We start from the raw sequence: 23,971 nt of genomic DNA, 5'->3' as shown, positions 1-23,971 counted from the left end.
AGCGTCAGCCATCACTTTTTCGTTGCTGACAACTTATTACAATTGTTGCTTTTTTTAACAGGAAAGCAGAGAAGGATCAAGAATGGCAATTCTAAGTAAAAATTTAGGGTTACAAAATCTATATTAATTAGAGAACAGTCAATCTTAAACTTCTTTATCAAAACAGGCAAAGCCTTTAAAAATAGAAAGGACGAGTCTCAGCCTCGTCCTAACAACAGTTTAAATATGTTTTTCTAATTTCTATCCCAACTTCTATCTTTCTACTCAGCTTCCTGTTCTTTTGTTTTATCGCTATTGAACTGATAGGTATATAATATCGCTTCAAGCTGCCGCACCAGATCGCGTTTGTTATGGCTGGGGTTGTATGCGTAACTGTCGATGGTAACCAGCCGGCTGTTGGGTTCATCCACGAAAGTGTAACTCAAAAATGGGCCGCCCATAAAGTCGCCTTGCACATCCCACAATCCACGCATCTCCACTGCAAAATGATTTTTGAAGTCGATGCGACGGGCAACGGGAGGCTCTTCCATGCCAATTTTCATGTAGGAACCATCGGAAGGGCCGGGGATGTATTTGCGCGTTATCGAGTCGCGAACCGCCATCAGTCTGTTGTAGTCGAATGCCGAAGTGTCGGAGTAAGGATGGTGCCAGATGAGCACGGCCTGCGAAAACTGCTCAGCCTCACGACGCAGCCACACAAAATTGTCGGCCTTTGTTGCCGCATAAAAACTTTTGGGAATGACCATAGTCACCTGATATTTGTCGCGCAGCATGCCGGTGATGTCGAAATCCTGAATGGTAGCAAAAGCAGTGTTGGCTCTGTGGCGTTCGTTTGCGTTGAAAAGCTCGACTATGGCCTCCTTGTTTTTAGCGAAAGCGTCATAAAAGGCTTCTTCGGTGGGCACTACCATTTTTACCACACGCTGCGGCTTGGCCCACAGGTCGGGTTTGGTTTCGAGCAATGGCTTTTTAAAATCAGGATTAATTTCGACGATAAAGATGTTGTGGTGCGTTTTGAAGAGCTTCGAGAAATTGGCTTCGGGCACGTGCGCCATGTCGAACATCTCTTCGCTTTGCGGCAGCCCGGGTACTTCCTGTCCAAAAAACTGCTGGATGACCTGCCCCATTTTTCCGTTCCAATAAGCGTCGCCGGGCGTCACCACCACCATCTCGTTGGTTTTTCCGGTGGAGGGCTGCAGGGAAGATCTGTCGAAATCGCAACCAGCTATTGCCAAAACAAGAAAACCGGCTATTGCCATCCTGCCGAGAATCATTTGCATATTTTTCATGAGCATCATTTTAGAAATTGTATAGTTCCTGGATTATCCTTTTACCAACACCTTTAATTTTTGTCCGGGTCGTAGCGATTTGGTATTGGTGATATTGTTGAGTTGTTTGATCTGTTCAACGGTAACGCCTTCGTATTGTTTAGCGATGTCCCATAAAGTGTCGCCTTGTTTTACGGTGTAGATGATGTAGTCGGAATTGGAATCAGAAGTTGTGCTCTTGCTACCGCTGTTGGCAGCAACCGGCTGAGAAACCAAAAGTTTCTGGCGGGGCTGAATGGTGTTGCTTTTAAGGTTATTCCACTTGCGCAGGTCAGTGGTGGAGCATTTGTATTTTTTGGCGATAAGACCGAGGTTTTCACCACTTTTCACCGTGTGATACGTTTTATTTTCAGCCTTAGCTGTGACTTCTCTTTGAGCAGCAGGTGCAGCAGCAGATGCGGCTGATGGAGCGTCGGCGCCGGCATGAACAATCAGTTTTTGTCCGGGGTGAATGGTGTTGCCGCGTAGGTTGTTCCACGAACGCAGGCTCGACACCGAGCAGCGGTAACGGTTGGCAATGGTGCTCAAATTTTCGCCACTGCGCACCACGTGTACCTGGCGTTGTTTGGCTGCTTCTATCTGCTTCAGCATCTGATCGTGGGCCAATCCTTTGGTGCTTTTATAATTATAAATAGCATCCTCATTCGAAACAAATTCAGCTATCACATCACGCGGCAGGCGCAGGACGTAAATGCTAGTAGAATCAGCGGGGATAATTCCCAGCTTGAAGGATGGATTAAGGAATTGGATGTCGCCGATAGGCATATTGAGATATTCGGAAATCTGGTCGAAGCTGAGGGTTCTGTTCACCATCACCGTGTCGATGCCATTGTAAAGAATTCCGGGATCGACCGGGAATAGATTGTGCTCAGGGGCAAAACTCATCAGATAGTTGACGGCGATAAAAGCCGGCACATAGCCACGTGTTTCGCGGGGAAGATAAGGCCAGATAGCCCAGTAATTTTTTACTCCGCCTGAGCGGCGAATAGCTTTATTTACATTGCCTGCACCAGAGTTGTAGGCGGCAAGCACCAGCGACCAGTCGTGATAAATTGCGTAAAGATCGCGCAGATGCTCAGCAGCAGCAATAGTCGATTTGTAGGGATCGTAACGGTCGTCGACCATCGAGGTAACCTGAAGGCCATACATTTTGCCGGTGCCATACATAAATTGCCACAAGCCCTTAGCTCCGGCATGCGACCCGGCATTGGGTATCAGCGCCGACTCTACCACCGCCAGGTATTTAAGCTCCAATGGAAGATTATAGCTGTCGAGAATTTCTTCGAACATAGGAAAGTAAACCTCCGAAAGCCCCAGCAATCGTGCTGATAATTCACGCTTCCGATTGGCGTAAAGATCAATAAAATTACCTACCGTTTTGTTGTAGGTGAGTTCAAACGGCGAGTGGCGGTTGAGCATCGCAATGCGTTTTTCGATGATGGAATCGGGATAGGTGGGCACTTCGTTTACCTTCCAATGATAAACGTTGAGCTTGTCGCGATCGGTAATAAAATGGTCGTCATTAAAAAAGCGGATATTCACCAGACTGTCGAGCACACGCATCGCCGGTGAATCTTCTACAAGCATCATGGCGCGTTCATCGTCGTTGAGCATCTCGTTGCTGTAGTTCAGCAGCGAATCACGAAAGTGGATGCTTTCGACTGACGATACGGTGTCGTAGCTGAGTGCTGTGTCGGGAAACATCAACAGATCGCCCATCTCATCTTCTGATTGAAAGTCGTATTGGATATCACGATGGTGGACATTCACTACCTTTTTGGTGCTCTTTTGCGGCACTTTGGCAGTTTCGCGCGGACGAAACATGCTGCATGAGGTAAACAAGCTGATAATAAGCGCAACTGCCAGAGCAGCCGATATAGTGGGTTTCCATGTGTACATTACTTTCTGTGGTTTTAGTTTTAGAAATAAACGTATTCCTGTAGTTTTATTTTTACGGTGCAAAGATAAAGATTCATTCAAGTTTTAGGCAAACGGGGGTCCCCCGAAAGTTAAACCTTGAATAACCTCGGGAAAATTTACAAATGCTCAGAAAGGCGATGCACCCGATTTTCCTCAAATACATACAAACCTTGCAAACCATTCCGCAGGATGTGCCGGTAATATAATTTGCCTCAGGCCATTTATTTAGTAAAAGAGGAATTGTTTAAATGAGGAATAAGGCTGCAGCAATCACTAACCCCGGCGTTCAGGTCGGGTAGAAATGATGCAAAATCTGATGGGGTTTTAGCCCAAAATATTTGCATTTCAAAATACCCCCCTTTTTTTATTACTCTCCATGGAATAATCGACTGCTGCCGAATGTCTAAAAAATCAAAAATACTAAACAGGCGGCGCATGTAGTTGTTATGCCTTGTTAACTCAAGATAAAATGAAGATAATAGTAGCAAAAGCAATAACAATAATTTTCCTCTCTTTAACTTTCACCGTTTCAGCCCAGCAGCATGGAGGCGGTGGCCAGGGTCAGAGTGGCCCACCCATTGGAGTGGTAACGGGCACCATTGAGGAATTTGGCACCGGCAACCTGATGGAATACGCCAATGTGGTTCTGTTCAGCGTGCGCGATTCGGCAATGGTCACCGGAGCTATCAGCACCATGGATGGGAAATTTATTTTGGAAAAAGTACCCTTTGGTCGTCATTATCTGGTGGCCAACTTTATCGGCTTCACCAAAAAAACCATTCAAGACATTAGGATCACACCTCAAAAAACTGCTGTCGACCTGGGTGTGATAGAATTGCATTCGTCAACCGAAGCGCTCCAGGCTGTCGAAATCACCGCACAAAAACAGCTCGTCGAATACCAGATCGACAAGAAGGTAGTGAACGTAAGTCAGGACATCATGGCGCAGGGTGGCTCAGCAGTAACGGCTTTGGAAAATACGCCTTCCGTTCAGGTCGACATCGACGGCAACGTAAGCCTGCGCGGGAGTTCCTCGTTTACCGTTCTCATCGACGGGCGTCCCAGCATTCTGCAAGGTTCAGATGCTTTGCAGCAAATCCCCGCCAGCAATATCGAGACCATCGAAATCATTACAAACCCCTCGGCAAAATATGATCCCGACGGTGTGGCCGGTATCATCAATGTGGTTTTAAAAGAAAAAATCGACAAAGGTTTTAGTGGCGTGGTCAACGCTTCCATTGGCAGTAAAAACTCCACCAGCATCGACTTCCTGCTGAATTATCACTACCAAAAATTTAACTTTTTCATCGGCGCAGATTACAACAATCGCCGGCATGAAGGCGAGCGAGAGTCCAGGGACGAGACCTATCGCAACGACACCACATTCTTCCGCAATGATATTGGCAGCCGCAACCGCGGACGGGAAGGCTATGGCGTGCGTGGCGGCATCGAATATTTTATCACCAACCGCACCGTGATCTCCGCCGAAGGCCGATATGGCTATTACGACTTTAACGGCGGCGGGAAAAGCCATCTGCATCAGTTTTCTTTTCCTGAAACTATCGACATCTTCAGCTCCAACATCAGCGAAATGTCGAGAAATGGTAATTATTACAACGGAAAACTTAGCCTGCAGCACAAATTCGATATGAAAGGCCACAAGATCGACATGATGCTCTACTACGCGCAACGCGAGGGCGACAACAGCGACGAACAGAAAGAAGCAAATACGGATGCTTTTTTTCAGCCTATCGAAGAAGAACCCAGCTTCATCCGCACCATCGAGAAAAATACCAGCAATAATTATCGTTTTAATGTGGATTATGTGCTTCCGGTAAGTGAAAATGGGAAAATAGAAGCAGGCTATCAGATGCGCATCGAAGACAAAAACGATATCTACATTCTTGATGACTATCACTACATCACAAGCGAATGGGTGGAGGATACAATGTTTTCAAACAGCATGGACTTCCGCCGCGACATTCATGCGGTATACGGTATTTATTCCGACAAGTGGAAAAGTTTCGGCTATCAGCTTGGCTTGCGCGGCGAATACACCTATCGCGAGATAAAGAATGCCCGCAGCACGGAAGGTACTTTGATAGATCGGTGGGATTTGTTCCCTACGGTGCACCTGAGCAAGTCATTTACAAACAAAAACCAGCTGCTGGCAAGTTATACCCGCCGTATCGATCGACCGGGCGGATGGTACCTCGATCCATTCATCAACTATACTGATCAGTTTAATTACCGTAAAGGGAACCCTGCCCTGCAGCCCGAATATACCGACTCCTACGAACTTGGCTACCAGATGTGGGCATGGGGCGCTATGTTTTCGCTCGAAGGATATTACCGTGTTACCACCAATAAAATTACCCGCATCCGTACCCTGCAAGCCGACAATACCTTTATGCACACTTTCGAAAACCTCAACAACGACTACTCGCTGGGCGGTGAGCTGATGGTGCGTTTCGATCCGGTAAAGTGGCTCAACCTCAACGTTACGGCAAATCTCTATCAATACCGGCTGGAAGGCGATGTAGAAAATCAATCGGTGGATGCTGAAAGCCTCAACTGGAACAGCCGCCTGAATGCTGTCGTAAAATTGCCTTACGATCTGCGCTTGCAGTTAAACGGCATGTATTACGGGCCTTCCATCACCGCACAGGGAGAGACCACAGGTTTCTTTATGACCAGTGCTGCTGTTCGCAAAGATTTTTTCAACAAAAACCTTTCGGCAACACTTTCTATCCGCGACATCTTCAAAACCGGCAAACATGAGTTTACCTCTTCAGGCACCGGTTTTTCTTCCTACAACTATTTCAATCGCAAAGCTCCAATCTTTAGCATTAGCTTAAGCTGGAAAATCAACAACTACGAAAAACGTGTTGATCGCAATGGCACCGATAATGGCAATGGTGCTGAAATAGAAATGGAAAATGAATTTTAAAGTGTTGCTCGAAAAGGAGCTTCATGATTTAGCACGAATTTTTCTTTCCCTGTCTGCTGCATAAAATAGACAGGTCAAGATATCTTCTGGTGTAACTTCGTGAATGAGAAATTCATCTTTTGCGAAAGCTTCCTATTTTAAATAATCACAAAAAACACCAATGAAAGCGTCTTTTATCAGGATTCGTTTTAAATTTGTGCCTGATTGAAAATGATAAACACATAAATTATGGAAACAAGTTTTTATTGTCCGTTTTGTCATGGGCAGCTTTACATCAACGAGCGCATCGTGCTCTCAGCACGCACCGCCTCTGGCCATCAGGGATTGGTGCTGCTCACCTCCGACCTGGGCGATTACCGCGCCATCCGTCATCCGGAGTTTAAAGTCGCCGAAGGTGAACACGTCGATTTTTACTGTCCCATTTGCCACACCAACCTTATTGTGGAGCACAACGAGCGAGCTTACACACGAGTGATGATGCTGGAAGCGGGAGAGGAGTATGAGGTGTTGTTTTCGCAGGTAGCCGGCCAAAGAGCTACTTATGTTATTGGCGAAAGTACTGTTCGGGGCTACGGTGACGATGCTGACGAGAATACCAATCTTTGAGGAGCTACTCCGCAATACTAAAGTCTGCGGATAGCTGTCGGTTTATTGATTATCGTAGGTCACAATTTCATCGTTTATAAAATCGAGTACCACGCCTGCCAGCTCGAACATCTCTTCGGATTCAGCGCCGGCGTGGTATTTTTTTTCACACACCACGCGCGCAATGCCGCAGTTGATGATAAGCATGGCGCAGGTTCGGCAGGGTGTCATGCGGCAATAGAGTGTTCCGTTTTCGAGGCCAATGCCCAGCCTTGCAGCCTGACAAATGGCGTTTTGCTCGGCGTGCACCGTGCGCATACAATGTTGGCTGACATGGCCATCGGCATGGGTCACGCTTTTGAACAGATGCCCTACATCGTCGCAGTGGGGCAGCCCCAGCGGCGAGCCCACATAGCCCGTTACCAGCACATGTTTGTTGCGAACAATTACACAGCCGCTGCGGCCGCGGTCGCAGGTGGCTCGCTTGGCTGCCGTGTTGGCCAGTTCCAGGAAATATTCGTCCCAGCTCGGACGCTGGTACTTGCCGGTTGGGTTGGTGGGGTTATTAGTGTTTTCCATTGTGTAAGTTTTACTTTTTGTTTTCTGATGGCAGGATGCCCTGCAAAGTCTTTTGCAACTGCTTCTCCAGTGACTCGCGTGTTCCGTTGTTGTCAAAATAAAAGTCGGCCATGGCGATACACTGTCGCAGGTTTTGCTTATTGGGGTCGGTGGTTTGCATTTCACGCGCTTCGTTGGCAAGAAATGTTTGGTAATCTATGTGATCAGTTTCGCTGGCTCTTGCCACGATGCGTTGGTAGCGGATGGCCGGATCGGCATCGATTGCAAAGAGGAAAAAGTTATCTTTTTTGCGTAAGCTCAAAACTTCGCCGGGTGTGCGGATACTTTCTATTATTGCGTTGTCGCCCTGCTGTACCGCCCGATTATAAAGCTGGTCGATGATGTAGGAAGGCGAGTATGTGGCGCGCAGCTCGTTGGCGATGTGCGTCATCGAATCGCGATTCACGGGCAACTGCCGCCGCAGAATTTCCTCCGTTAGAAATTCGCGCACTGAGAAATGCCGGAAATGCGCTTTTTGTTTTAAATATTCTACCAGCGTGCCTTTGCCTGCCCCAATCGTTCCGGTGATACCAATGATGATCATTTTTTAAATTTTATTAATAATCAAATTTTAAATCATATCCATCTTCAGGCGGTCTATCCATTTTTCGGCGTGGGTGGGCTGGAAGGTTCTGATTTTATGAAGTAATAATGCCTCATCAGCTTCCACTATCAGGTTGCGGGCGTGCTCGCTGCGAACAAATCGCTCGGCAACGGCGTGATGAATATAATCGAGCAGTTTATCAAAAAAGCCACTAATGTTGAGCAGCCCGACGGGTTTGTTGATGATCTCCAGTTGGTTCCAGGTCATGATCTCAAAAAGTTCGTCGATGGTGCCGAATCCGCCAGGCAGCGCCACAAAAGCATCCGCAAGTTCTGCCATTTTAGCTTTGCGCTCGTGCATGCTATTTACAATAATCAGTTCTGTAACGCCTGTGTGTGCAATTTCTTTATCCACAATGAGGCGCGGCATTACACCCACCACTTCGCCACCGGCCTCCAGGGCAGCATCGGCCACCTCACGCATCAGCCCGATGTTGCCACCGCCATACACCAGACGCAGATTCTCGGCTGCCAGCCTTTGTCCCAGCCGCCGCGCTCCGGTTATGTATTCCGGGCGCATGCCCACACTCGATCCACAAAAAACAGCTATTGATTTCATCATTTAAAAATTAGCGGGTAAAAGTAGTGCTTTTGTCTATTTTTGTGGACAATTCGTATTTTAATGAAGTTGTAATTCTATTATTAACAAGGAGAAAAATTAAATGAAAAATCTATTTTTCACTGTTTTAATGCTTGTATCGGCGATTTCGGGTTTTGCTCAAAACGATAGCAATCCTTCCGGGTTTTTGGTAACGGAGTATCAATGGGATGTTACGCGCAACGATTCGATGGCAACAATGCAAATGGATGTGCCGTTCGACAACCAAAGCGGGAGCTATGATACAATATTGCTGGTTGTCGAAAAAAATAACCAAAAGCAGCGGCCGGCCAGGATGCGTTTGCAGATTCCGGCTGATGCAGAACGCAATATGGGTGTGATGATCAACTTTGGGGAAAATGTAAAAATGGAGTACGGCTATAGCTCTGAACTTATCGGTGAGCCATTGATGGCGCCTTACAGCCATTGCGACAATCAAATGTGTTATGTCAATTTTCAGGAAGGTTATTCCGGCAACAAAACGGATGTCTTTGCCAGATTCAACGAATTCGACACCATCATCATCTTTTTTATGTATTCCGACGGGCGGCAGGCCAACCTGATGATTCCGCTGGAGAGCTTTCGCAAAACCTATGCAGAGTTGTAATTTGCAGAATGGTTGAATCAAAACATTGACCGGCCTTACCGATGCACAAATTGATGCGTTGCGCAAGGAGATAAAAACGGTAAATAAATTTTTAATTAAAAAAATAAGCCGACTAAAACTTTAAAATATGAAAACAGTTTACATCGTACGCCACGCCAAGTCGTCGTGGGACTCTCCACAACTCGAAGATTACGAGCGCCCCGTCATTCCCAAGGGCTTCAAGCGCACAGAGCGGATTATTAAGTTTTTGCAGGAAAGCGGCGTAAAGGTTGATTTGCTTTATGCCAGCCATGCCGTAAGAGCGGCAGAAACCGCACGCATGCTTGGACCTGCTTTAGGTGTGGAAGTGGATCAGATAATTACAGAGCCCGAAATTTATCACGGTGGCACCAACGCTTTATCAAACCTTATCTACGGTTTGCCCAACGATGTAAGTTCGGTGATGATTGTTGGCCACAACCCGGTAGTGAGCGACTTTGCCAACGAATATGCCGACCAACACATCGACTGGCTGCCTACCTCCGCGGTGGTGGCGCTGCGCTTCGAAACCGACGCCTGGGAAAAGATCGACCAAGCCAAAGTGGAAACCGTTTTTGTTGTCACCCCTTCGATGTTGAAAAACTAACATGCAATCCCTGCTATGCCAAAGCTGAAGAATCACATCATCAACCGCGAGTTGAGCTGGCTCGAATTTAACGAGCGTGTGCTGCAGGAAGCCAGAGACCCTGCAACTCCATTACTTGAGCGGCTAAAATTTCTGGGTATTTTCTCTAACAATCGTGATGAGTTTTTTCGCGTCAGGGTGGCAACGCTCAACCGGATGAAAAATATCGAGGCGCTCGATTTTAACATCAAAGAATCACCTGTCGAAATATTGGCACAAGTTCGCGAAGTGGTAACCGTGCAGGAGAAACTCTTTAACGAAACCTATCAGGAGATTGTAGAAGCGTTGGACGGTGAAAATATTTTCATCATTAACGAACAGCAACTCAGTGAAAGCCAGGATGCATTTGTCTCTGCATATTTCGACAACCATGTGCGGGCGCTGCTTTTCCCAATCATCCTCGACAACCTTGCCGACCCTACCAGCCTGCGCGATAAGTCGATTTATCTGGCTGTCGAATTGCTCTCGTCCACCGACAGCAGCAAGCACGAATATGCAATCGTAGAAGTACCTGCTCCGCCGCTTTCGCGGTTTTTGATGCTTCCCGGGGAAGAAGGCAAAATTTACATCATGTTGCTCGACGATGTAATTCGCCACGATCTCCATCATATCTTCTCCATTTTTGGCTACGATACTTTTAATGCTTACACCATAAAAATTACCCGCGACGCCGAGCTTGACATCGACAACGATGTGCACAAGAGTTTTTTGGAGATCATGTCGGAAAGCTTAAAGCAGCGAGAATGGGGGTCGCCGGTTCGGTTTGTTTTTGATGCAACCATCCCGCCGGAGTTTCTGCACAAAATCAGGCAAAAGTTGCAGCTCTCCGACGACGACAAGCAACGTGGCGGCGGGCGTTATCATAACTTTAAAGATTTCATGAATTTCCCACACCTGAACTTCCCGCATCTTTACTACCCACCGATGCCGCCACTGCCACATCCTGACCTGCCGCCCAAAACCAGCATCTTCGAGGTTATCCGCCGAAAAGATGTGATGCTGCATTATCCCTATCAGTCCTTCCAATATGTTGTTGATCTTTTGCGCGAAGCCTCCATCGATCCGGATGTGCGCTCAATAAAGATGACTTTTTACCGTGCCGCCAGCCAAAGCAATGTGATGAACGCCCTGATGAATGCCGCCCGCAACGGCAAGGCTGTCACGGTTTTTCTGGAGCTGCAGGCACGCTTCGACGAGGAAGCTAACATCTATTGGTCAGAGCAGTTGCAAAAAACAGGCGTAAAGATATTGCCCACCATCCCCGGCCTCAAGGTGCACAGCAAGCTGGTGCTGATACGGCGTAAAGAAGATCAGAAAAACGTCTATTATGCCAACATAAGCACCGGCAACTTCAACGAGTCCACCGCACGCGTGTATGCCGACGAAAGCCTGCTCACCGCCAACCAGGACATTGCCTCCGACGTTTATAAAGTTTTTCAACTTTTCGAGGCGCGTTACGCAATACCGAAATTTAAAGCGCTGGTGGTATCACCATTCAACAATCGTGATTTTTTTATTACCAAAATAAATCGTGAGATACGAAATGCGAAAGCCGGCAAAGAAGCCTGGGCAGTGATAAAGCTCAACAGCCTGGTGGACCGTAAGATTACGCGAAAACTTTACGAAGCCAGTCAGGCCGGTGTTAAAATTATCATCATCGCACGTGGCATCAGCATTCTTATTCCCGGTATCCCCGGCGTCAGCGACAACATCGAAGCATTTTCAATTGTGGATAAATACCTGGAACACTCCCGGATTTATGTGTTTGCCAATGACGGCAAAAAAGAGTTCTACATCTCTTCTGCCGACTGGATGCAGCGCAACTTCGACTATCGCATCGAAGTCACCGTTCCTATTTATGATGCGGATATAAAAGACGAGCTGTGGACGATGCTGCAGATACAAATGGCTGATAGCACCAAGGCGCGCCTGCTCAACCGGGACGCCATCAATCAATACCGAACCACCGGCAGCGGAAAACCTGTGCGTTCACAAATAGAGATTTATAATTATTTTCGTAAAAAGGTTACTTAGTCAGGGGGTGGGAGAATAATAAATTCAATTGCTGTTGCAGAAAATCCTTCGTTTGATATGATTCTCGTTATTTAAAAATCAAAATTGTGAAAAACACAAAACGAAATTTGATTCTGCTTTTAATCCTGCTTTTCCAATATGCACCGCAAGCAGGCGCGCAGGAAACGACGATGCTCACAGGACAAGTTATTGATGCCGAAACAAGAGAACCTGTATCGTATGCCGCCGCAGAAATCATTAGCAAGCATCTGGGTGCTGCCGCCAATGCGGAGGGTAGTCTGCAATTTGCGATAAGCAAAAGCATGATGGATGAAACGGTTACATTTTCGGCGCTTGCTTATCACAGCCGCCAGGTTGCGGTAAAAGAACTTCTCGAAAAGCAGCCGTTTAAAGTTGAATTAGAAAAGAAGAGCTACACGTTGCCGGAGTTTACCATTCGGGCAAATAGTAAGGGAAAGGCTCAACTCGGGAATTTTCAGGAAGATTACCTTACCTCCTCAACTGTAACGGTAGCGGGAATGATAACTGCCGTATTTATGGATAACAGCGATGGTTGTGAAGGGACTATTAAATCTGTAAGCTTTGCTATTAATAGGCGAGACAGATTTACAAAATCTTATCCCCGAACTCCCTTTCGTGTGCGCATATTTGCTGTCGATAGCCTGACCGGCGGGCCAGGTGAGGATTTGCTGTCCGAGGAACTTGTGGTGAAAGCCAAAGGCGCGGGTTGGTTTATGGTGGATGTATCCGAATACAATATTATGGCACCAAAAGAAGGATATTTTGCAGCCATGGAGTGGGTGTTTAGCAAGGACAAATATTACTACAAAATAACTGCAGGCGGACAACCCCGACAAGTTTATGGTCAATCGTTGGGGATTGTCTTGGGTAACTTTGCGCCGAACACCTGGAGTAAATACCTGGGTTATAAGTGGTATCATGACGATGATGAAAACACCGGTTTGGCGAAAGGGGGTTTTACAAATTCTCTTATTAATTCCGAAATTGATTGCTTCAAATAGGGAGCATTAATATTTGGAGCATCAGGCCTGATCGCCTTAATTTTACGACAGTTATTGGCGCTTTATCGTAAAATCAAGTTGTTGTGGAATATTGGTTTCTCCTTCAACTCCATTGGCAACTTATTAGCGATCAACCCGAAAAGTCACACCGTGAATCATACCAGGCCGGTGCACCGATATTCAAAATACTGTTTCAGGCTCAGACAGCATTCACGGTGTGACTGATGCAGGAAATGTTTTTAGAATTTTTAGAATCCAGTGGCCAACAACCATGAAGTGATTTTTAAATCATCGCTTTTAATCCTTCCTTATTTTCTAACCTGAATAATTCATTACTTGCTTCAATAGAACACTGATGACGCAGATACAACGGATTTGCACGGATTTTTGTCTTTATCTGTGAAAATCTGTAACATCCGTGTTATCCGTGTTCTATAATTGTTTGTGAATAAACCAGGCTAAAAACCTTTACTTTGCCACAGCTATTGAAAACTAAACCTCCCGACAATGATTTTTGGTGCCATCGACATAGGTAGTAACGCTGTGCGGCTGATGTTTGCCAATGCGCACGAAAAAGAGCAGCGGGTGCTGGTGGAGAAGGCTACCCTGATCCGTATTCCCATCAGGCTTGGGAAAGACGTTTACCGCAATCATACCATTTCTGCAAAGCGCGCCGGCAATCTCATCAAAACCCTGAAAGCTTTCCGGCTGCTCATCGACGTTTACAAGCCGGTGGATTACGTGGCTTGTGCCACTGCCGCCATGCGCGAAGCCGACAACGGCCAGCAGATCATCAAACAAATTAAAAAAGAAACCGGAATTAAAATCAATGTCATTACGGGTTTGGAGGAAGCCGAAATTATCCGTGCCACCGGCGGTTTTAGTCTGCCGCCGAATCTTACCAAAACCATGTACATCGACCTGGGCGGTGGTAGCTGCGAGATTTCGATGCTCGACAATGGCAATCTTATCGATGCCAATAGTTTTAAAATTGGGACATTGCGCATGCTCAGCAAAAAAGTGGACGAACGCGAATGGGAGCTGATGAAGGAATGGCTCCAAACTTTCAGCAGCGATTTTGGGAATATCGGTGTAATTGGTTCGGGGGGCAACATCAACAAGCTGACGAAGCTCTACGGAAACCACAGCCTCAACACCCTCAGGAAGGGAAACTTGGAACAGGCATACAACCACTTGCGAAGTTTTACACTAAAAGAACGTATCAACCATCTGGGTCTGCGCCCCGACCGTGCCGACGTTATTGTGCCTGCTGCACGCGTTTTCCTTTTCATCATGAACACCATCAAAGCCAGTGAGATATTGGCGCCCAAAATAGGACTGGCCGACGGACTCATCCACAATTTGTATCTGAAACACAGCCGTCAGGATTAGTTATAATTATCATTTTGATAAAATTTGTAGGATTTCCTTAAAAGGTAATCTCAAAAATGTTCTACATTTGCGGCCATAATCAAAATCATTCTAAATCATTAAAAAATGAATATTCCTGATAACTTAAAGTACACTAAAGAACACGAGTGGATTAAAGTAGATGGCGACATTGCCATCATTGGTATTACCGACTACGCTCAAAACGAACTTGGCGACATCGTCTTTGTTGAAATTGAAACCGAAGGCGAGACCCTTGACCGGGAAGAAACTTTTGGCTCGATAGAAGCCGTAAAAACCGTATCCGATCTTTTTATGCCGGTAGGTGGGGAGATTTTGGAATTCAACAGCGCTTTGGAACAAACCCCCGAAACTGTCAACAGCGATCCTTATGGAGATGGCTGGATAATAAAAGTTAAAATTGCCGACAAAGCCGAGCTTAAAGATTTGCTCGACGCCGAGGCATACAAAAGCCTTATCTAATCCTTCGGGATACAAGATGGGATAGTTGTTTATTGGAATAGTTGTTGCAATAAATTGAAAAATAGATTCGTTTGTACAACAAGGTTTTCTACAATTAATCACACCAAAAGGGAGCAAAACACATGGAAATTAAAAAATCAAAAAAAGCCGATCTGGAGCGTAAAAAATCTGTTTTTCTTGAGATAGGTTTTATCATAGCCCTTGCCCTTGTGCTAGTGGCTTTCAGCTACAGGACTTATGAGCGCACCACCTCACTCAACTTGACTTTGCAGGTGGATGATACCCCCGAGGAGATCGTTCCCATCACGCAGCAGGAGTTAAAGCCACCGCCACCTCCACCACCAACACAGGTTACGGTTATCCGAATTGTAGAGGACGATGTGGAAGTAGAAGACGATATCGAAATTGACGTGGAAGCCGATCAGGAAACCATTATGCAGGACTTTGTCCCTATGGTTCAGGAGGAAGAAGAAATAGTTGAGATGGAGATTTTCCAGGTGGTCGAAACCATGCCCTCGTTTCCGGGTGGCGATGCTGCTAGGATGAAATTCCTGCAGGATAATATTACCTACCCGCAAATGGCCCGTGAATCAGGTATTCAGGGTATTGTGTATGCTACCTTTGTTGTCGAACCCAACGGCTCTGTTTCTGATGTGCGCATCATGCGTGGCATCGGTGGCGGCTGCGACGAAGAAGCCATTCGCGTAATCAAGAACATGCCCAAATGGAATGCCGGCATGCAGCGCGGAAAACCTGTACGTGTCCAGTTTACCATGCCCATTAAGTTTACTTTACAGGGATAAAACTTTAATAAAATAAACAAGAAAACCCGGCGATGCTTAGCATTTCCGGGTTTTTTTATTGGTGTAAAGGCAGTTTTATTGTTTTGCAAAATGGTTGTACACCACTGCGCCTTTTGCTTTGCCAATTACCTGCTGCACTTCCTCAAGCGGTGCTTCTTTTATTTTTTTTACTGATTTAAAATGTGTCAGCAGTTTGCGGGCGTAGCTTTCGCCAATCCCTTTTATCTGCACAAGCTCAGTTTTTATCACACCTTTCTCATGGCGTTTTCGATAGTGCGTTATGCCAAATCGATGGGCTTCGTCGCGTAGGTGCTGTATTACGCGCAGCGTTTCAGATTTCTTGTCGAGATGCAGTGGCACAGGATCGTCGGGATAATATAACTCTTCGAGGCGTTCGGCAATGCCGATAATGGTGATGACGCCACGTAACCCAAGTTCCTCCAGACTCTTCACGGCTGCCGAGAGCTGCCCTTTGCCACCATCTACCACGATGAGCTGCGGCAGACTTTGTTCCTCGTCGAGCAAGCGGCGGTAGCGTCGATGGATTACCTCCTCCATTGAGGCAAAATCGTTGGGGCCTTCCACCGTTTTGATGATGTAATGGCGGTAATCTTTCTTGCTGGGTTTGGCATTTTTAAAACACACCATAGCAGCCACTCCGTAATCGCCCTGTATGTTAGAGTTGTCGAAGCACTCGATGTGTGAGGGTAGTTCACGCATGCGCAGGTCTTTCTTCATGGTGGCCAGAATGCGTTTGCTGTGCCGTTCCGGGTCTACCAGCTCACTTTGTTTGCGTTTTTCGAGCATATAGTATTTGGCATTGCGTTCCGAAAGCTCCACCAGATGCCTTTTGTCGCCAATTTTAGGAATGGTAAGCGTGATGCCGGGTAGCTCCAGGCCGAGGGCAAAAGGTAGCAACACCTCGGTGGATGAGCTTTTAAAGCGTTGCCTGAAATCGGCTACCGCCAGCGAGAGCAGCTCCTGTGCATCTTCGTCGAGTTTCTTTTTCATCTCCACGGTGTGTGCCTGCACGATGGCGCCATCGATTATCTTCAGGTAGTTTACAACACCGGTGTCGTTGTCGGTGATGATAGAAAATACATCCACATCGTGAATTTTAGGATTTACTACCAGCGACTTGCTTTGATATTTCTCGAGCAGCTCTATCTTTTCTTTTATGGCTTGCGCCTTTTCAAACTCCATGGCTTCGGCGTATTCGAGCATGAGGCGGCGAAGCTGCGTTAGTACCGAGCTGATGTTTCCCTTGATGAGTTCGCGGATGCAGTTAAGGTTTTTTTGGTAATCCTCGTCGGTTTGTAAACCCTCGCAGGGCCCCAGGCAGTTGCCCAGATGATATTCCAGACAGATTTTAAATTTGCCGGCAGCAATATTTTTTTCGGAGAGATTGTGCTTGCAGGTACGTAATGGGTAGAGCTGGCGGATAAGTCCCAGCAGCGTGTTCATGATTTTTACGCTGGCGTAAGGGCCATAATATTCTGAGCCATCCTGTATTATATTGCGCGTTGAAAATACGCGCGGGAAGCGTTCGTTTTTGATGCAAATCCACGGGAACGACTTGTCGTCTTTGAGGTTGACGTTGTAGCGTGGCTGGTATTTTTTTATCAAATTATTTTCGAGCAATAGCGCATCCAGTTCAGTGTCGACGACGATGTGGCGGATTTCGAAAATCTTGCGTACCATCACCGAAGTTTTGCCGCTTTTTCCGCTGTCTTTATTAAAATAGGATGAAACACGCTTGCGCAACGACTTGGCTTTGCCGATGTAGATGATCTTTCCCTTGTCATCGAAATACTGATACACGCCCGGTTTATCCGGAAGTGTCCGGATGATGGGGTCCAGCTTTTCTATGTGGGGATTAATGATACTCACGGCAGATGAAGTTTTATTCTTGTTTAATCAACGTATTTTTTTAGTTATGTCTTGCTTTCTTTTTGTTAGATGGAAGGATCCAAAATTGGAATTTATTTTTTGTGTTTTGATTTTTTAATCAGAAAAGCACCGACACTATTTCGATTCCTTTTTCAAATGATCCCATCCCTGCGCTTCGATGGGCACTACGGGGCCGGAGCGGGTGATGAGCCGGATGCCTTCGCCTTTTTCAGTCATGTGGCCGATTACGGTTATCTCTGCCAGGTTTTTTACTTTTTCGTAAGCGTCGGGACTGATGGTGAAAAGTAGCTCGTAGTCTTCGCCGCCATTCATGGTATAGGTTGTCGGATCCATCTTAAAGCTGCGGGCGGTATCGTAAGTGGATTGATCTATCGGGATTTTCTCTTCATACACTGCGCAGCCGGTGTCGGAATGTTTGCAGAGATGTTTTGTTTCCGAAGCCAATCCGTCAGAAATATCAATCATCGAGGTGGGTTTTATGCCGATGTCGGCCAGCATGCGAACGATGTCGAGCCGCGCCTCGGGTTTTAGTTGCCGTTCGAGGATATAGTCGTGGCCTTCGAGGTCGGGTTGCATTTCGGGATTGGCTTTGAAGACGGCTTTTTCGCGCTCGAGTACCAGCAGTCCGGCATAGGCTCCACCCAGGTCGCCTGAAACGCAAAGCAGATCGTTTTCACTGGCGCCGCCGCGATAAACTACTTTATCCTTATCTACCATCCCAAGCGCCGTCACCGAAAGTACAAGCCCCTGCACGCTGCTGGTAGTGTCGCCGCCAACCATGTCCACACCATATTTTTCGCAGGCAGCATACATGCCCTTGTAAAGTTCTTCGACGGCTTCGAGCGGAAAGCGGCTCGACAAGCCAATGCCTACCACCACTTGATGTGGCGTGCCGTTCATCGCACAGATATCCGAAAGGTTCACGCTGATGGCTTTGTAGCCCAAATGACTTAGCGGATAATAGGTCAGATCAAAATGAATTCCCTCCAGCAACAAGTCTTTGGTCACCAGCAGGTATTTCTCGCCGGCATCAATCACGGCAGCATCGTCGCCTACTCCTTTGATGGTAGTAGGTTGCCGGTGCACAATTCCTTCCGTGAGGTGGTCTATCAATCCAAACTCGCCCAGACTGGCGATATCCGTTTTCTTCTCGTTTTTATCTCTAAACATGGTATGCTCTTATTTTTATGAATTGGCAAAATTACGATTTAACATTGGAAGGCGGGAAGAAGATGAAGATAGCAGGGCGCATGGCGCGTGGGGCGTGGGGCGTGGCGCAAAGAGCAAGCTGCAAGGCAGTCGGGGTTAGGACGAGGTTGAATAAGCAGGCTAAGCTTGCAAAAAAATAGATGCAAATTAGGATCAAAGCAGAATCTATGTGCGGCATCTTAGATAGTTGACTGCCGACTGCTGACTGCTGACTGGTGACTGCCGACTGCTGACTGCTGACTGGTGACTGCTGACTGCTGACTGCTGACTGCCGACTGCTGACTGAAGACTGCCGACTGCTGACTGCTGACTGCCGACTGAAGACTGACTATTTGCTAACTATTGCCTGTTTCTTTCTCACCTCTCATCGCTCACCACTGTTTTTTTGCCTGAACCATTTTGAAATACCAATGTTTAACACACTTAGTTACACATGCTGTTTGGTAGTGGCTAAAATGCGCATCAACAGCCAAAATTGTAGTATTGCAAATTATTACAACCCGGCTAAATAGGTATTTGAGTGCTTAAAAATCTATACTTTTGTACCGTTGATTTAACAAGGGTTTCACAATAAATTTTGATCTTCCCACTATGGCGAATGACGAAAATAAACTGATCGACGATTTCACGAAAAGTGAATACAAATACGGTTTTTACACCGACATCGAAATGGAGATGGCCCCTCCCGGGCTCAACGAAAATACCGTTCGTTTTATCTCTGCCAAAAAGCTTGAGCCGGAATGGTTGCTTGAATTCAGGCTGAAGGCTTTTCGTCACTGGCTTACACTGGAGGAGCCGGACTGGGCGCACATCCATCATCCGCCCATCGACTACCAGGACATTATTTACTACGCTGCTCCCAAAAAGAATGAACTTGCCAGCCTGGACGAAGTAGATCCTGAGCTGATCGATACTTTCAACAAGCTTGGTATTTCGCTTGAAGAGCAAAAGCGACTCTCCGGCGTAGCTGTGGATGCTGTGATTGACAGTGTTTCGGTGAAGACCACTTTTACAAAAACACTTTCAAAGCTGGGTATTATCTTTTGCAGTTTCAGCGACGCAGTACAAAACCATCCGGAGCTGGTGCGCCAATACATGGCCAGCGTGGTGCCGTACACTGATAATTATTTTGCCGCTCTCAACTCGGCGGTTTTCTCAGATGGCTCTTTTTGTTACATCCCCAAAGATGTGCGCTGTCCGGTGGAGCTTTCTACTTATTTCCGTATTAATGCAGCCAACACCGGCCAGTTTGAGCGCACGCTCATCATCGGCGACGAAGGCAGCTACGTTAGCTATCTGGAAGGATGTACTGCACCGATGCGCGACGAAAATCAGTTGCATGCGGCCATTGTAGAGATTGTGGCGCTCAAAGATGCTGAGGTGAAATACTCGACAGTGCAAAACTGGTATCCCGGCAACTCCAAAGGCGAAGGCGGCATTTATAATTTCGTTACTAAGCGGGGCATCTGCCGTGGCGCCAACAGCAAGATATCATGGACGCAGGTAGAAACCGGTTCGGCCATTACATGGAAATATCCCAGTTGCATCCTCTTGGGCGACAATTCGGTGGGCGAGTTTTATTCGGTGGCCGTTACCAACAATTACCAGCAGGCCGACACCGGCAGCAAGATGATACACCTGGGTAAGAATACCCGCAGCACCATTATTTCCAAAGGCATCTCGGCCGGCCACAGCAACAACAGCTACCGCGGATTGGTTCGTATGAGCCGTCGTGCCGACAATGCCCGTAATTTTTCGCAATGCGACTCACTGCTGCTGGGCGACAAATGCGGTGCACATACTTTTCCGTACATTCATAACGAAAACAAATCCTCTATTGTGGAGCACGAAGCTACCACTTCCAAAATTTCGGAAGACCAGCTTTTTTATTGCAAACAGCGCGGTGTAAGCGAGGAGGGCGCAATCGGACTTATCGTGAATGGCTACGCCAAAGAGGTGCTGCGAAAGCTGCCCATGGAATTTGCCGTGGAAGCTCAAAAACTTCTGGCCATTAGCCTGGAAGGCAGTGTAGGGTAGGAGAGGGGCTTTCGCCAAAGACAAAAGATTTTATTATTTAGAAATTTAAAAAAGAAAAACATACGATGTTATCAATCAAAAATTTGCATATATCCATTGCCGGACGCGAAATCATCAAAGGTCTCGATTTGGAAGTTAAAGCTGGTGAGGTGCACGCCATCATGGGACCCAACGGATCCGGCAAATCAACTCTTGCTGCGGTGATTGCAGGCCGCGAAGGAATTTACGACGTCACCGAAGGAGAGATATACTACAAAGGCAGAAACATCAACGAACTGAATATCGAAGAGCGCGCGCGCGAAGGCATCTTTCTTGGGTTTCAATATCCGGTGGAAATTCCGGGAGTGAGCATCACCAACTTTATGCGGACAGCTATCAATGAGATACGACAATACAAAGGCCTGGAGCAGATTTCTGCCGGCGAATTTCTCAAGCTGATGGACAGCGCCAAGAAGTTGGTGGGCATTCAGACCAAGCTTACCACTCGCTCGGTAAACGAAGGGTTTTCGGGTGGTGAGAAGAAAAAAAATGAAATTTTTCAGATGGCCATGCTGCGCCCCCAGCTTGCCATACTCGACGAAACCGATTCGGGGCTCGATATCGACGCCCTAAAAGTTGTGGCCAACGGCGTGAACGCGCTGAAAACCGACGAGAATGCAACGGTTGTTATTACGCACTACCAGCGCCTGCTCGACTATATCGTGCCCGACTTTGTGCATGTACTTTTTGATGGTAAAATTGTAAAATCCGGTGGTAAAGAACTGGCTCTGGAACTCGAGGCCAAAGGCTACGACTGGTTGAAAGACTAAAGAATCCAATGGAAATTAACACAGATAAAATGACATTGCGTCAACAGATGACGCAGCTTTTTGAGCAGCATCAGCAGCTGATTACCCGCCACGATACACCCGCAATTACACGGCGGCGTCAGGAGGCGTTCGGGGTTTTCGATGAGATCGGTTTTCCGAATGCACGTATCGAAAACTGGCGCAACACTGACGTTAGCAAGGTGCTCGAGCATGATTATAATTACTACCTCGAGCCTGCCTTAAATGAAAAGGTGGATTTGGATCACATTTTCGAATGTAACATCCCGCATCTGAAAACGGAGATGATTTCGCAGCTCAACGGCTGGTATATCTCCGGCAACGGCTCCTCATTGCACCAGCGTAGCGATGGCGTTGTCATAGGTAGTCTGGCCGATGCTTTTCAGAAATATCCTGAACTCGTAGGGGAGCACTATGGTAAAATTGCTTTTGATAAGAAAAATGGTTTTGTGGCGCTCAACAACGCTTTTGCCAGCGACGGTGTGTTTATCTATGTTCCCGACAATGTGCAGGTAGAGATGCCGTTGCAGGTGGTCAACATTATTCATCACAACGAAAATATATTTGTGATGAATCATAACCTGGTAATTCTGGGCAAAAACAGCAGCCTTCAGTTGGTTCAGTGCGACGACTCGGTAGATCAACAGCGAAGTCTCATCAATACGGTGACGGAAGTATTTATTGGTGCCAATGCCTCGCTCGATCACTATAAATTGCAAAACAAAAACGACGTCTCCACGCTCATCAACACCATGTTTTTCGATTTGCAACGCGATGCCCGTCTTTCGACCAATGCCATTACCCTCAACGGTGGACTGATTCGCAACGAAAACCACGTGACGCTGAGCGGCACCGGTTGTGAGGCCAACGTGCTGGGCGTGTATTTGGTAGATAAAGAGCAGCATGTGGATAACCACGTTTTTATCGATCATGCGTTTCCAAACTGCTATAGCAATGAACTTTTCAAAGGTATTGTCGACGACATGGCTCACGCTGTTTTTAATGGTCATATCTTGGTGCGTCGCGATGCGCAGAAAACAAATGCCTACCAGAACAACAAGAACATCATGCTTACCGACAAAGCTGTGGTGAACACCAAACCTTTTTTGGAGATTTATGCCGACGACGTGAAATGTAGCCATGGCGCCACCATCGGCCAGCTTGATGAGCAAGCCATGTTTTATCTCAAGTCGCGTGGCATTGGTGAAGATAACGCCCGCATGCTGCTGATGTATGCTTTTGCCGCCGAGGTGATAAACACCATACGCATAGAGCCGCTGAAGATACGCATCGACGACATGATAAAAAAACGTCTGCGCGGCGAGCTTTCCATCTGCGAACAATGCGTTTTGCATTGCTCATCGTCGGAGAAAGAGATAAAATTTGATATCGATATGAGCAAGGTGTAAGGGGGCAAAGCTCCAAAATACAACTGTCAAATCATAAATAAATATCAACAAAGAAATTTCAAATTTTCGTAGAGGCTTTGAGTATTGATTTTTTGGATTTTGGAATTTATTTGGAGCTTGGCTTTTGGTTTTTGGGATTTATTCATTTCATCTTTTTAATAAAACAAAAAAACGGCCATCTCTTGCGAGGTGGCCGTTTTTCTATCCGATGAGATCGGAATTATTTGATGTTGATTTGTTTGCTGATGCGTGTTTCCTCTTTCTTGGGAAGTGTTACTGTGAGGATTCCATCTTTCACTTCGGCTTTTATCTTGTCGGTGTCGATGGTTTCGGGCAGCGTAAACGAGCGGCAGAAAGTGCCAAAAGCAAACTCCTGGCGGGTGTATTTCTCGTTTTCTTTGGTGGTTTCTTCAGCTTTCTTTTCGGAAGAGATGTTCAGGATGTTCTTTTCAAGATCAATTTTTACATCCTCTTTTTTCACGCCTGGAATGGCCACCTGAAGTTTAAAATCATCGTTGGTCTCCAGGATGTTAGTCGACGGTGAGCAGTCGTACTGACGGCGCTCCATTTTTTCTCTTTTCTGATTGCCAAACAAGTCGTCAAACAAATCGGCAAGTTCTGAATGTGGATTAAATCTCATCATTGTCATAGGGTTACTCCTTTCTAATTGTTGTTATTATAATTGTTTTATTGATTTCTGAAGTGGTTTTTTCAATATCTGTACCAATCAAAATTCACTGGTTTTGACATTGTTTTAGCCGTCAATGTGGCAGTGTGAGCTTTTTTCAGCGCGACATAATGGCTTGGTGGGATGGTTCGGATCGTTACCATTTGCTTTCTTTTCTGGTGAAAACCATCATTGCAAATCTTTTTTTATTGGTAATAATATGATCAAGGATTATGACAATGCTTCCGGCAAGTCAGCGTTAAAATTGTCTGTGTTTTAAAAACCAGAATATTGCTGGTTGGATATT

At 46.5% G+C, this 23,971-nt stretch carries 20 protein-coding genes; 12 read left to right on the top strand and 8 right to left on the bottom strand.

All coding sequences use genetic code 11. The features are described 5' to 3' along the window. Positions 1–260: 260 nt before the first annotated feature. On the bottom strand, positions 261–1,289 hold the full coding sequence (locus tag VFC92_11825) for a DUF4837 family protein (protein HZK08875.1): 1,029 nt from the start codon (positions 1,287–1,289) through the stop codon (positions 261–263). 33 nt (positions 1,290–1,322) lie between these two features. Next, complete coding sequence (locus VFC92_11820; GenBank protein HZK08874.1) at positions 1,323–3,227, bottom strand: LysM peptidoglycan-binding domain-containing protein; 1,905 nt, start codon at positions 3,225–3,227, stop codon at positions 1,323–1,325. A 490-nt stretch (positions 3,228–3,717) separates the two neighbouring features. On the opposite strand from VFC92_11820, the gene VFC92_11815 reads away from it, so the two are divergent. Together VFC92_11815 and VFC92_11810 are read left to right on the top strand one after the other, a co-directional pair. Beyond that, on the top strand, positions 3,718–6,198 hold the full coding sequence (locus VFC92_11815) for an outer membrane beta-barrel family protein (GenBank protein HZK08873.1): 2,481 nt from the start codon (positions 3,718–3,720) through the stop codon (positions 6,196–6,198). A gap of 228 nt (positions 6,199–6,426) precedes the next feature. Beyond that, positions 6,427–6,804: a hypothetical protein gene (locus VFC92_11810; protein HZK08872.1), complete on the top strand. Its 378-nt coding sequence runs from the start codon at positions 6,427–6,429 to the stop codon at positions 6,802–6,804. Positions 6,805–6,846: 42 nt separating this feature from the next. Here VFC92_11810 and VFC92_11805 read toward each other — a convergent pair whose 3' ends face one another. Genes VFC92_11805 through VFC92_11795 form a run of 3 tightly spaced genes read right to left on the bottom strand, consistent with a single transcriptional unit; the run spans position 6,847 to position 8,566 of the window. Then, positions 6,847–7,362 (bottom strand): cytidine/deoxycytidylate deaminase family protein, encoded by a 516-nt coding sequence (locus tag VFC92_11805; protein ID HZK08871.1) that lies wholly within the window; start codon positions 7,360–7,362, stop codon positions 6,847–6,849. Positions 7,363–7,372: 10 nt separating this feature from the next. After that, entirely contained in the window at positions 7,373–7,945 is a 573-nt protein-coding gene (locus tag VFC92_11800; protein ID HZK08870.1) for an AAA family ATPase, read from the bottom strand. Positions 7,946–7,972: 27 nt separating this feature from the next. Next, positions 7,973–8,566 (bottom strand): TIGR00730 family Rossman fold protein, encoded by a 594-nt coding sequence (locus VFC92_11795; GenBank protein HZK08869.1) that lies wholly within the window; start codon positions 8,564–8,566, stop codon positions 7,973–7,975. Positions 8,567–8,666: 100 nt separating this feature from the next. Between VFC92_11795 and VFC92_11790 the strand changes: the two genes are divergently transcribed. The 7 genes from VFC92_11790 to VFC92_11760 all read left to right on the top strand — a co-directional run bounded on the left by VFC92_11790 (position 8,667) and on the right by VFC92_11760 (position 15,604). Then, on the top strand, positions 8,667–9,209 hold the full coding sequence (locus VFC92_11790) for a hypothetical protein (protein ID HZK08868.1): 543 nt from the start codon (positions 8,667–8,669) through the stop codon (positions 9,207–9,209). A gap of 127 nt (positions 9,210–9,336) precedes the next feature. After that, the gene (locus tag VFC92_11785; protein HZK08867.1) at positions 9,337–9,834 is read left to right on the top strand and encodes a histidine phosphatase family protein; all 498 of its coding nucleotides are present in this window, start codon (positions 9,337–9,339) and stop codon (positions 9,832–9,834) included. A gap of 15 nt (positions 9,835–9,849) precedes the next feature. Continuing rightward, positions 9,850–11,907 (top strand): polyphosphate kinase 1, encoded by a 2,058-nt coding sequence (gene ppk1, locus VFC92_11780; GenBank protein ID HZK08866.1) that lies wholly within the window; start codon positions 9,850–9,852, stop codon positions 11,905–11,907. A gap of 86 nt (positions 11,908–11,993) precedes the next feature. Further along, entirely contained in the window at positions 11,994–12,929 is a 936-nt protein-coding gene (locus VFC92_11775) for a hypothetical protein (protein ID HZK08865.1), read from the top strand. A gap of 507 nt (positions 12,930–13,436) precedes the next feature. After that, positions 13,437–14,321, top strand: coding sequence for a Ppx/GppA family phosphatase (locus VFC92_11770; GenBank protein ID HZK08864.1), 885 nt, complete (start codon positions 13,437–13,439; stop codon positions 14,319–14,321). 105 nt (positions 14,322–14,426) lie between these two features. After that, positions 14,427–14,801 (top strand): glycine cleavage system protein GcvH, encoded by a 375-nt coding sequence (gcvH, locus tag VFC92_11765; protein ID HZK08863.1) that lies wholly within the window; start codon positions 14,427–14,429, stop codon positions 14,799–14,801. Between the two features lie 122 nt (positions 14,802–14,923). Then, a complete protein-coding gene (locus tag VFC92_11760; protein HZK08862.1) occupies positions 14,924–15,604 on the top strand; it encodes an energy transducer TonB in 681 nt (226 codons plus the stop codon). A gap of 75 nt (positions 15,605–15,679) precedes the next feature. On the opposite strand, the gene uvrC is transcribed toward VFC92_11760, so the two are convergent. Then, positions 15,680–17,488, bottom strand: a complete 1,809-nt coding sequence (gene uvrC, locus VFC92_11755) for an excinuclease ABC subunit UvrC (GenBank protein ID HZK08861.1) — start codon at positions 17,486–17,488, stop codon at positions 15,680–15,682. Between the two features lie 141 nt (positions 17,489–17,629). Then, a complete protein-coding gene (gene thiL / locus VFC92_11750; GenBank protein ID HZK08860.1) occupies positions 17,630–18,685 on the bottom strand; it encodes a thiamine-phosphate kinase in 1,056 nt (351 codons plus the stop codon). Between the two features lie 630 nt (positions 18,686–19,315). Between thiL and sufB the strand changes: the two genes are divergently transcribed. The 3 genes from sufB to sufD all read left to right on the top strand — a co-directional run bounded on the left by sufB (position 19,316) and on the right by sufD (position 22,997). Then, entirely contained in the window at positions 19,316–20,761 is a 1,446-nt protein-coding gene (sufB, locus tag VFC92_11745) for a Fe-S cluster assembly protein SufB (protein HZK08859.1), read from the top strand. Between the two features lie 65 nt (positions 20,762–20,826). Then, complete coding sequence (sufC, locus tag VFC92_11740; GenBank protein HZK08858.1) at positions 20,827–21,570, top strand: Fe-S cluster assembly ATPase SufC; 744 nt, start codon at positions 20,827–20,829, stop codon at positions 21,568–21,570. A gap of 8 nt (positions 21,571–21,578) precedes the next feature. Further along, a complete protein-coding gene (gene sufD, locus VFC92_11735; GenBank protein ID HZK08857.1) occupies positions 21,579–22,997 on the top strand; it encodes a Fe-S cluster assembly protein SufD in 1,419 nt (472 codons plus the stop codon). Positions 22,998–23,217: 220 nt separating this feature from the next. Here sufD and VFC92_11730 read toward each other — a convergent pair whose 3' ends face one another. Next, a complete protein-coding gene (locus VFC92_11730; GenBank protein HZK08856.1) occupies positions 23,218–23,646 on the bottom strand; it encodes an Hsp20/alpha crystallin family protein in 429 nt (142 codons plus the stop codon). Positions 23,647–23,971: the final 325 nt, after the last annotated feature.

This window comes from Bacteroidales bacterium, from assembly GCA_035647615.1.
Lineage (GTDB): Bacteria > Bacteroidota > Bacteroidia > Bacteroidales > 4484-276 > SABY01.
This window is presented reverse-complemented; position numbering and strand designations above follow the sequence as displayed.

Bases quoted from the DNA above. Each gene is read 5' to 3' on its own strand.
- VFC92_11825 (HZK08875.1), bottom strand. From the start codon at position 1,289: ATGAAAAATATGCAAATGATTCTCGGCAGGATGGCAATAGCCGGTTTT.
- VFC92_11820 (HZK08874.1), bottom strand. From the start codon at position 3,227: ATGTACACATGGAAACCCACTATATCGGCTGCTCTGGCAGTTGCGCTT.
- VFC92_11815 (HZK08873.1), top strand. From the start codon at position 3,718: ATGAAGATAATAGTAGCAAAAGCAATAACAATAATTTTCCTCTCTTTA.
- VFC92_11810 (HZK08872.1), top strand. From the start codon at position 6,427: ATGGAAACAAGTTTTTATTGTCCGTTTTGTCATGGGCAGCTTTACATC.
- VFC92_11805 (HZK08871.1), bottom strand. From the start codon at position 7,362: ATGGAAAACACTAATAACCCCACCAACCCAACCGGCAAGTACCAGCGT.
- VFC92_11800 (HZK08870.1), bottom strand. From the start codon at position 7,945: ATGATCATCATTGGTATCACCGGAACGATTGGGGCAGGCAAAGGCACG.
- VFC92_11795 (HZK08869.1), bottom strand. From the start codon at position 8,566: ATGATGAAATCAATAGCTGTTTTTTGTGGATCGAGTGTGGGCATGCGC.
- VFC92_11790 (HZK08868.1), top strand. From the start codon at position 8,667: ATGAAAAATCTATTTTTCACTGTTTTAATGCTTGTATCGGCGATTTCG.
- VFC92_11785 (HZK08867.1), top strand. From the start codon at position 9,337: ATGAAAACAGTTTACATCGTACGCCACGCCAAGTCGTCGTGGGACTCT.
- ppk1 (HZK08866.1), top strand. From the start codon at position 9,850: ATGCCAAAGCTGAAGAATCACATCATCAACCGCGAGTTGAGCTGGCTC.
- VFC92_11770 (HZK08864.1), top strand. From the start codon at position 13,437: ATGATTTTTGGTGCCATCGACATAGGTAGTAACGCTGTGCGGCTGATG.
- gcvH (HZK08863.1), top strand. From the start codon at position 14,427: ATGAATATTCCTGATAACTTAAAGTACACTAAAGAACACGAGTGGATT.
- VFC92_11760 (HZK08862.1), top strand. From the start codon at position 14,924: ATGGAAATTAAAAAATCAAAAAAAGCCGATCTGGAGCGTAAAAAATCT.
- thiL (HZK08860.1), bottom strand. From the start codon at position 18,685: ATGTTTAGAGATAAAAACGAGAAGAAAACGGATATCGCCAGTCTGGGC.
- sufB (HZK08859.1), top strand. From the start codon at position 19,316: ATGGCGAATGACGAAAATAAACTGATCGACGATTTCACGAAAAGTGAA.
- sufC (HZK08858.1), top strand. From the start codon at position 20,827: ATGTTATCAATCAAAAATTTGCATATATCCATTGCCGGACGCGAAATC.
- sufD (HZK08857.1), top strand. From the start codon at position 21,579: ATGGAAATTAACACAGATAAAATGACATTGCGTCAACAGATGACGCAG.
- VFC92_11730 (HZK08856.1), bottom strand. From the start codon at position 23,646: ATGACAATGATGAGATTTAATCCACATTCAGAACTTGCCGATTTGTTT.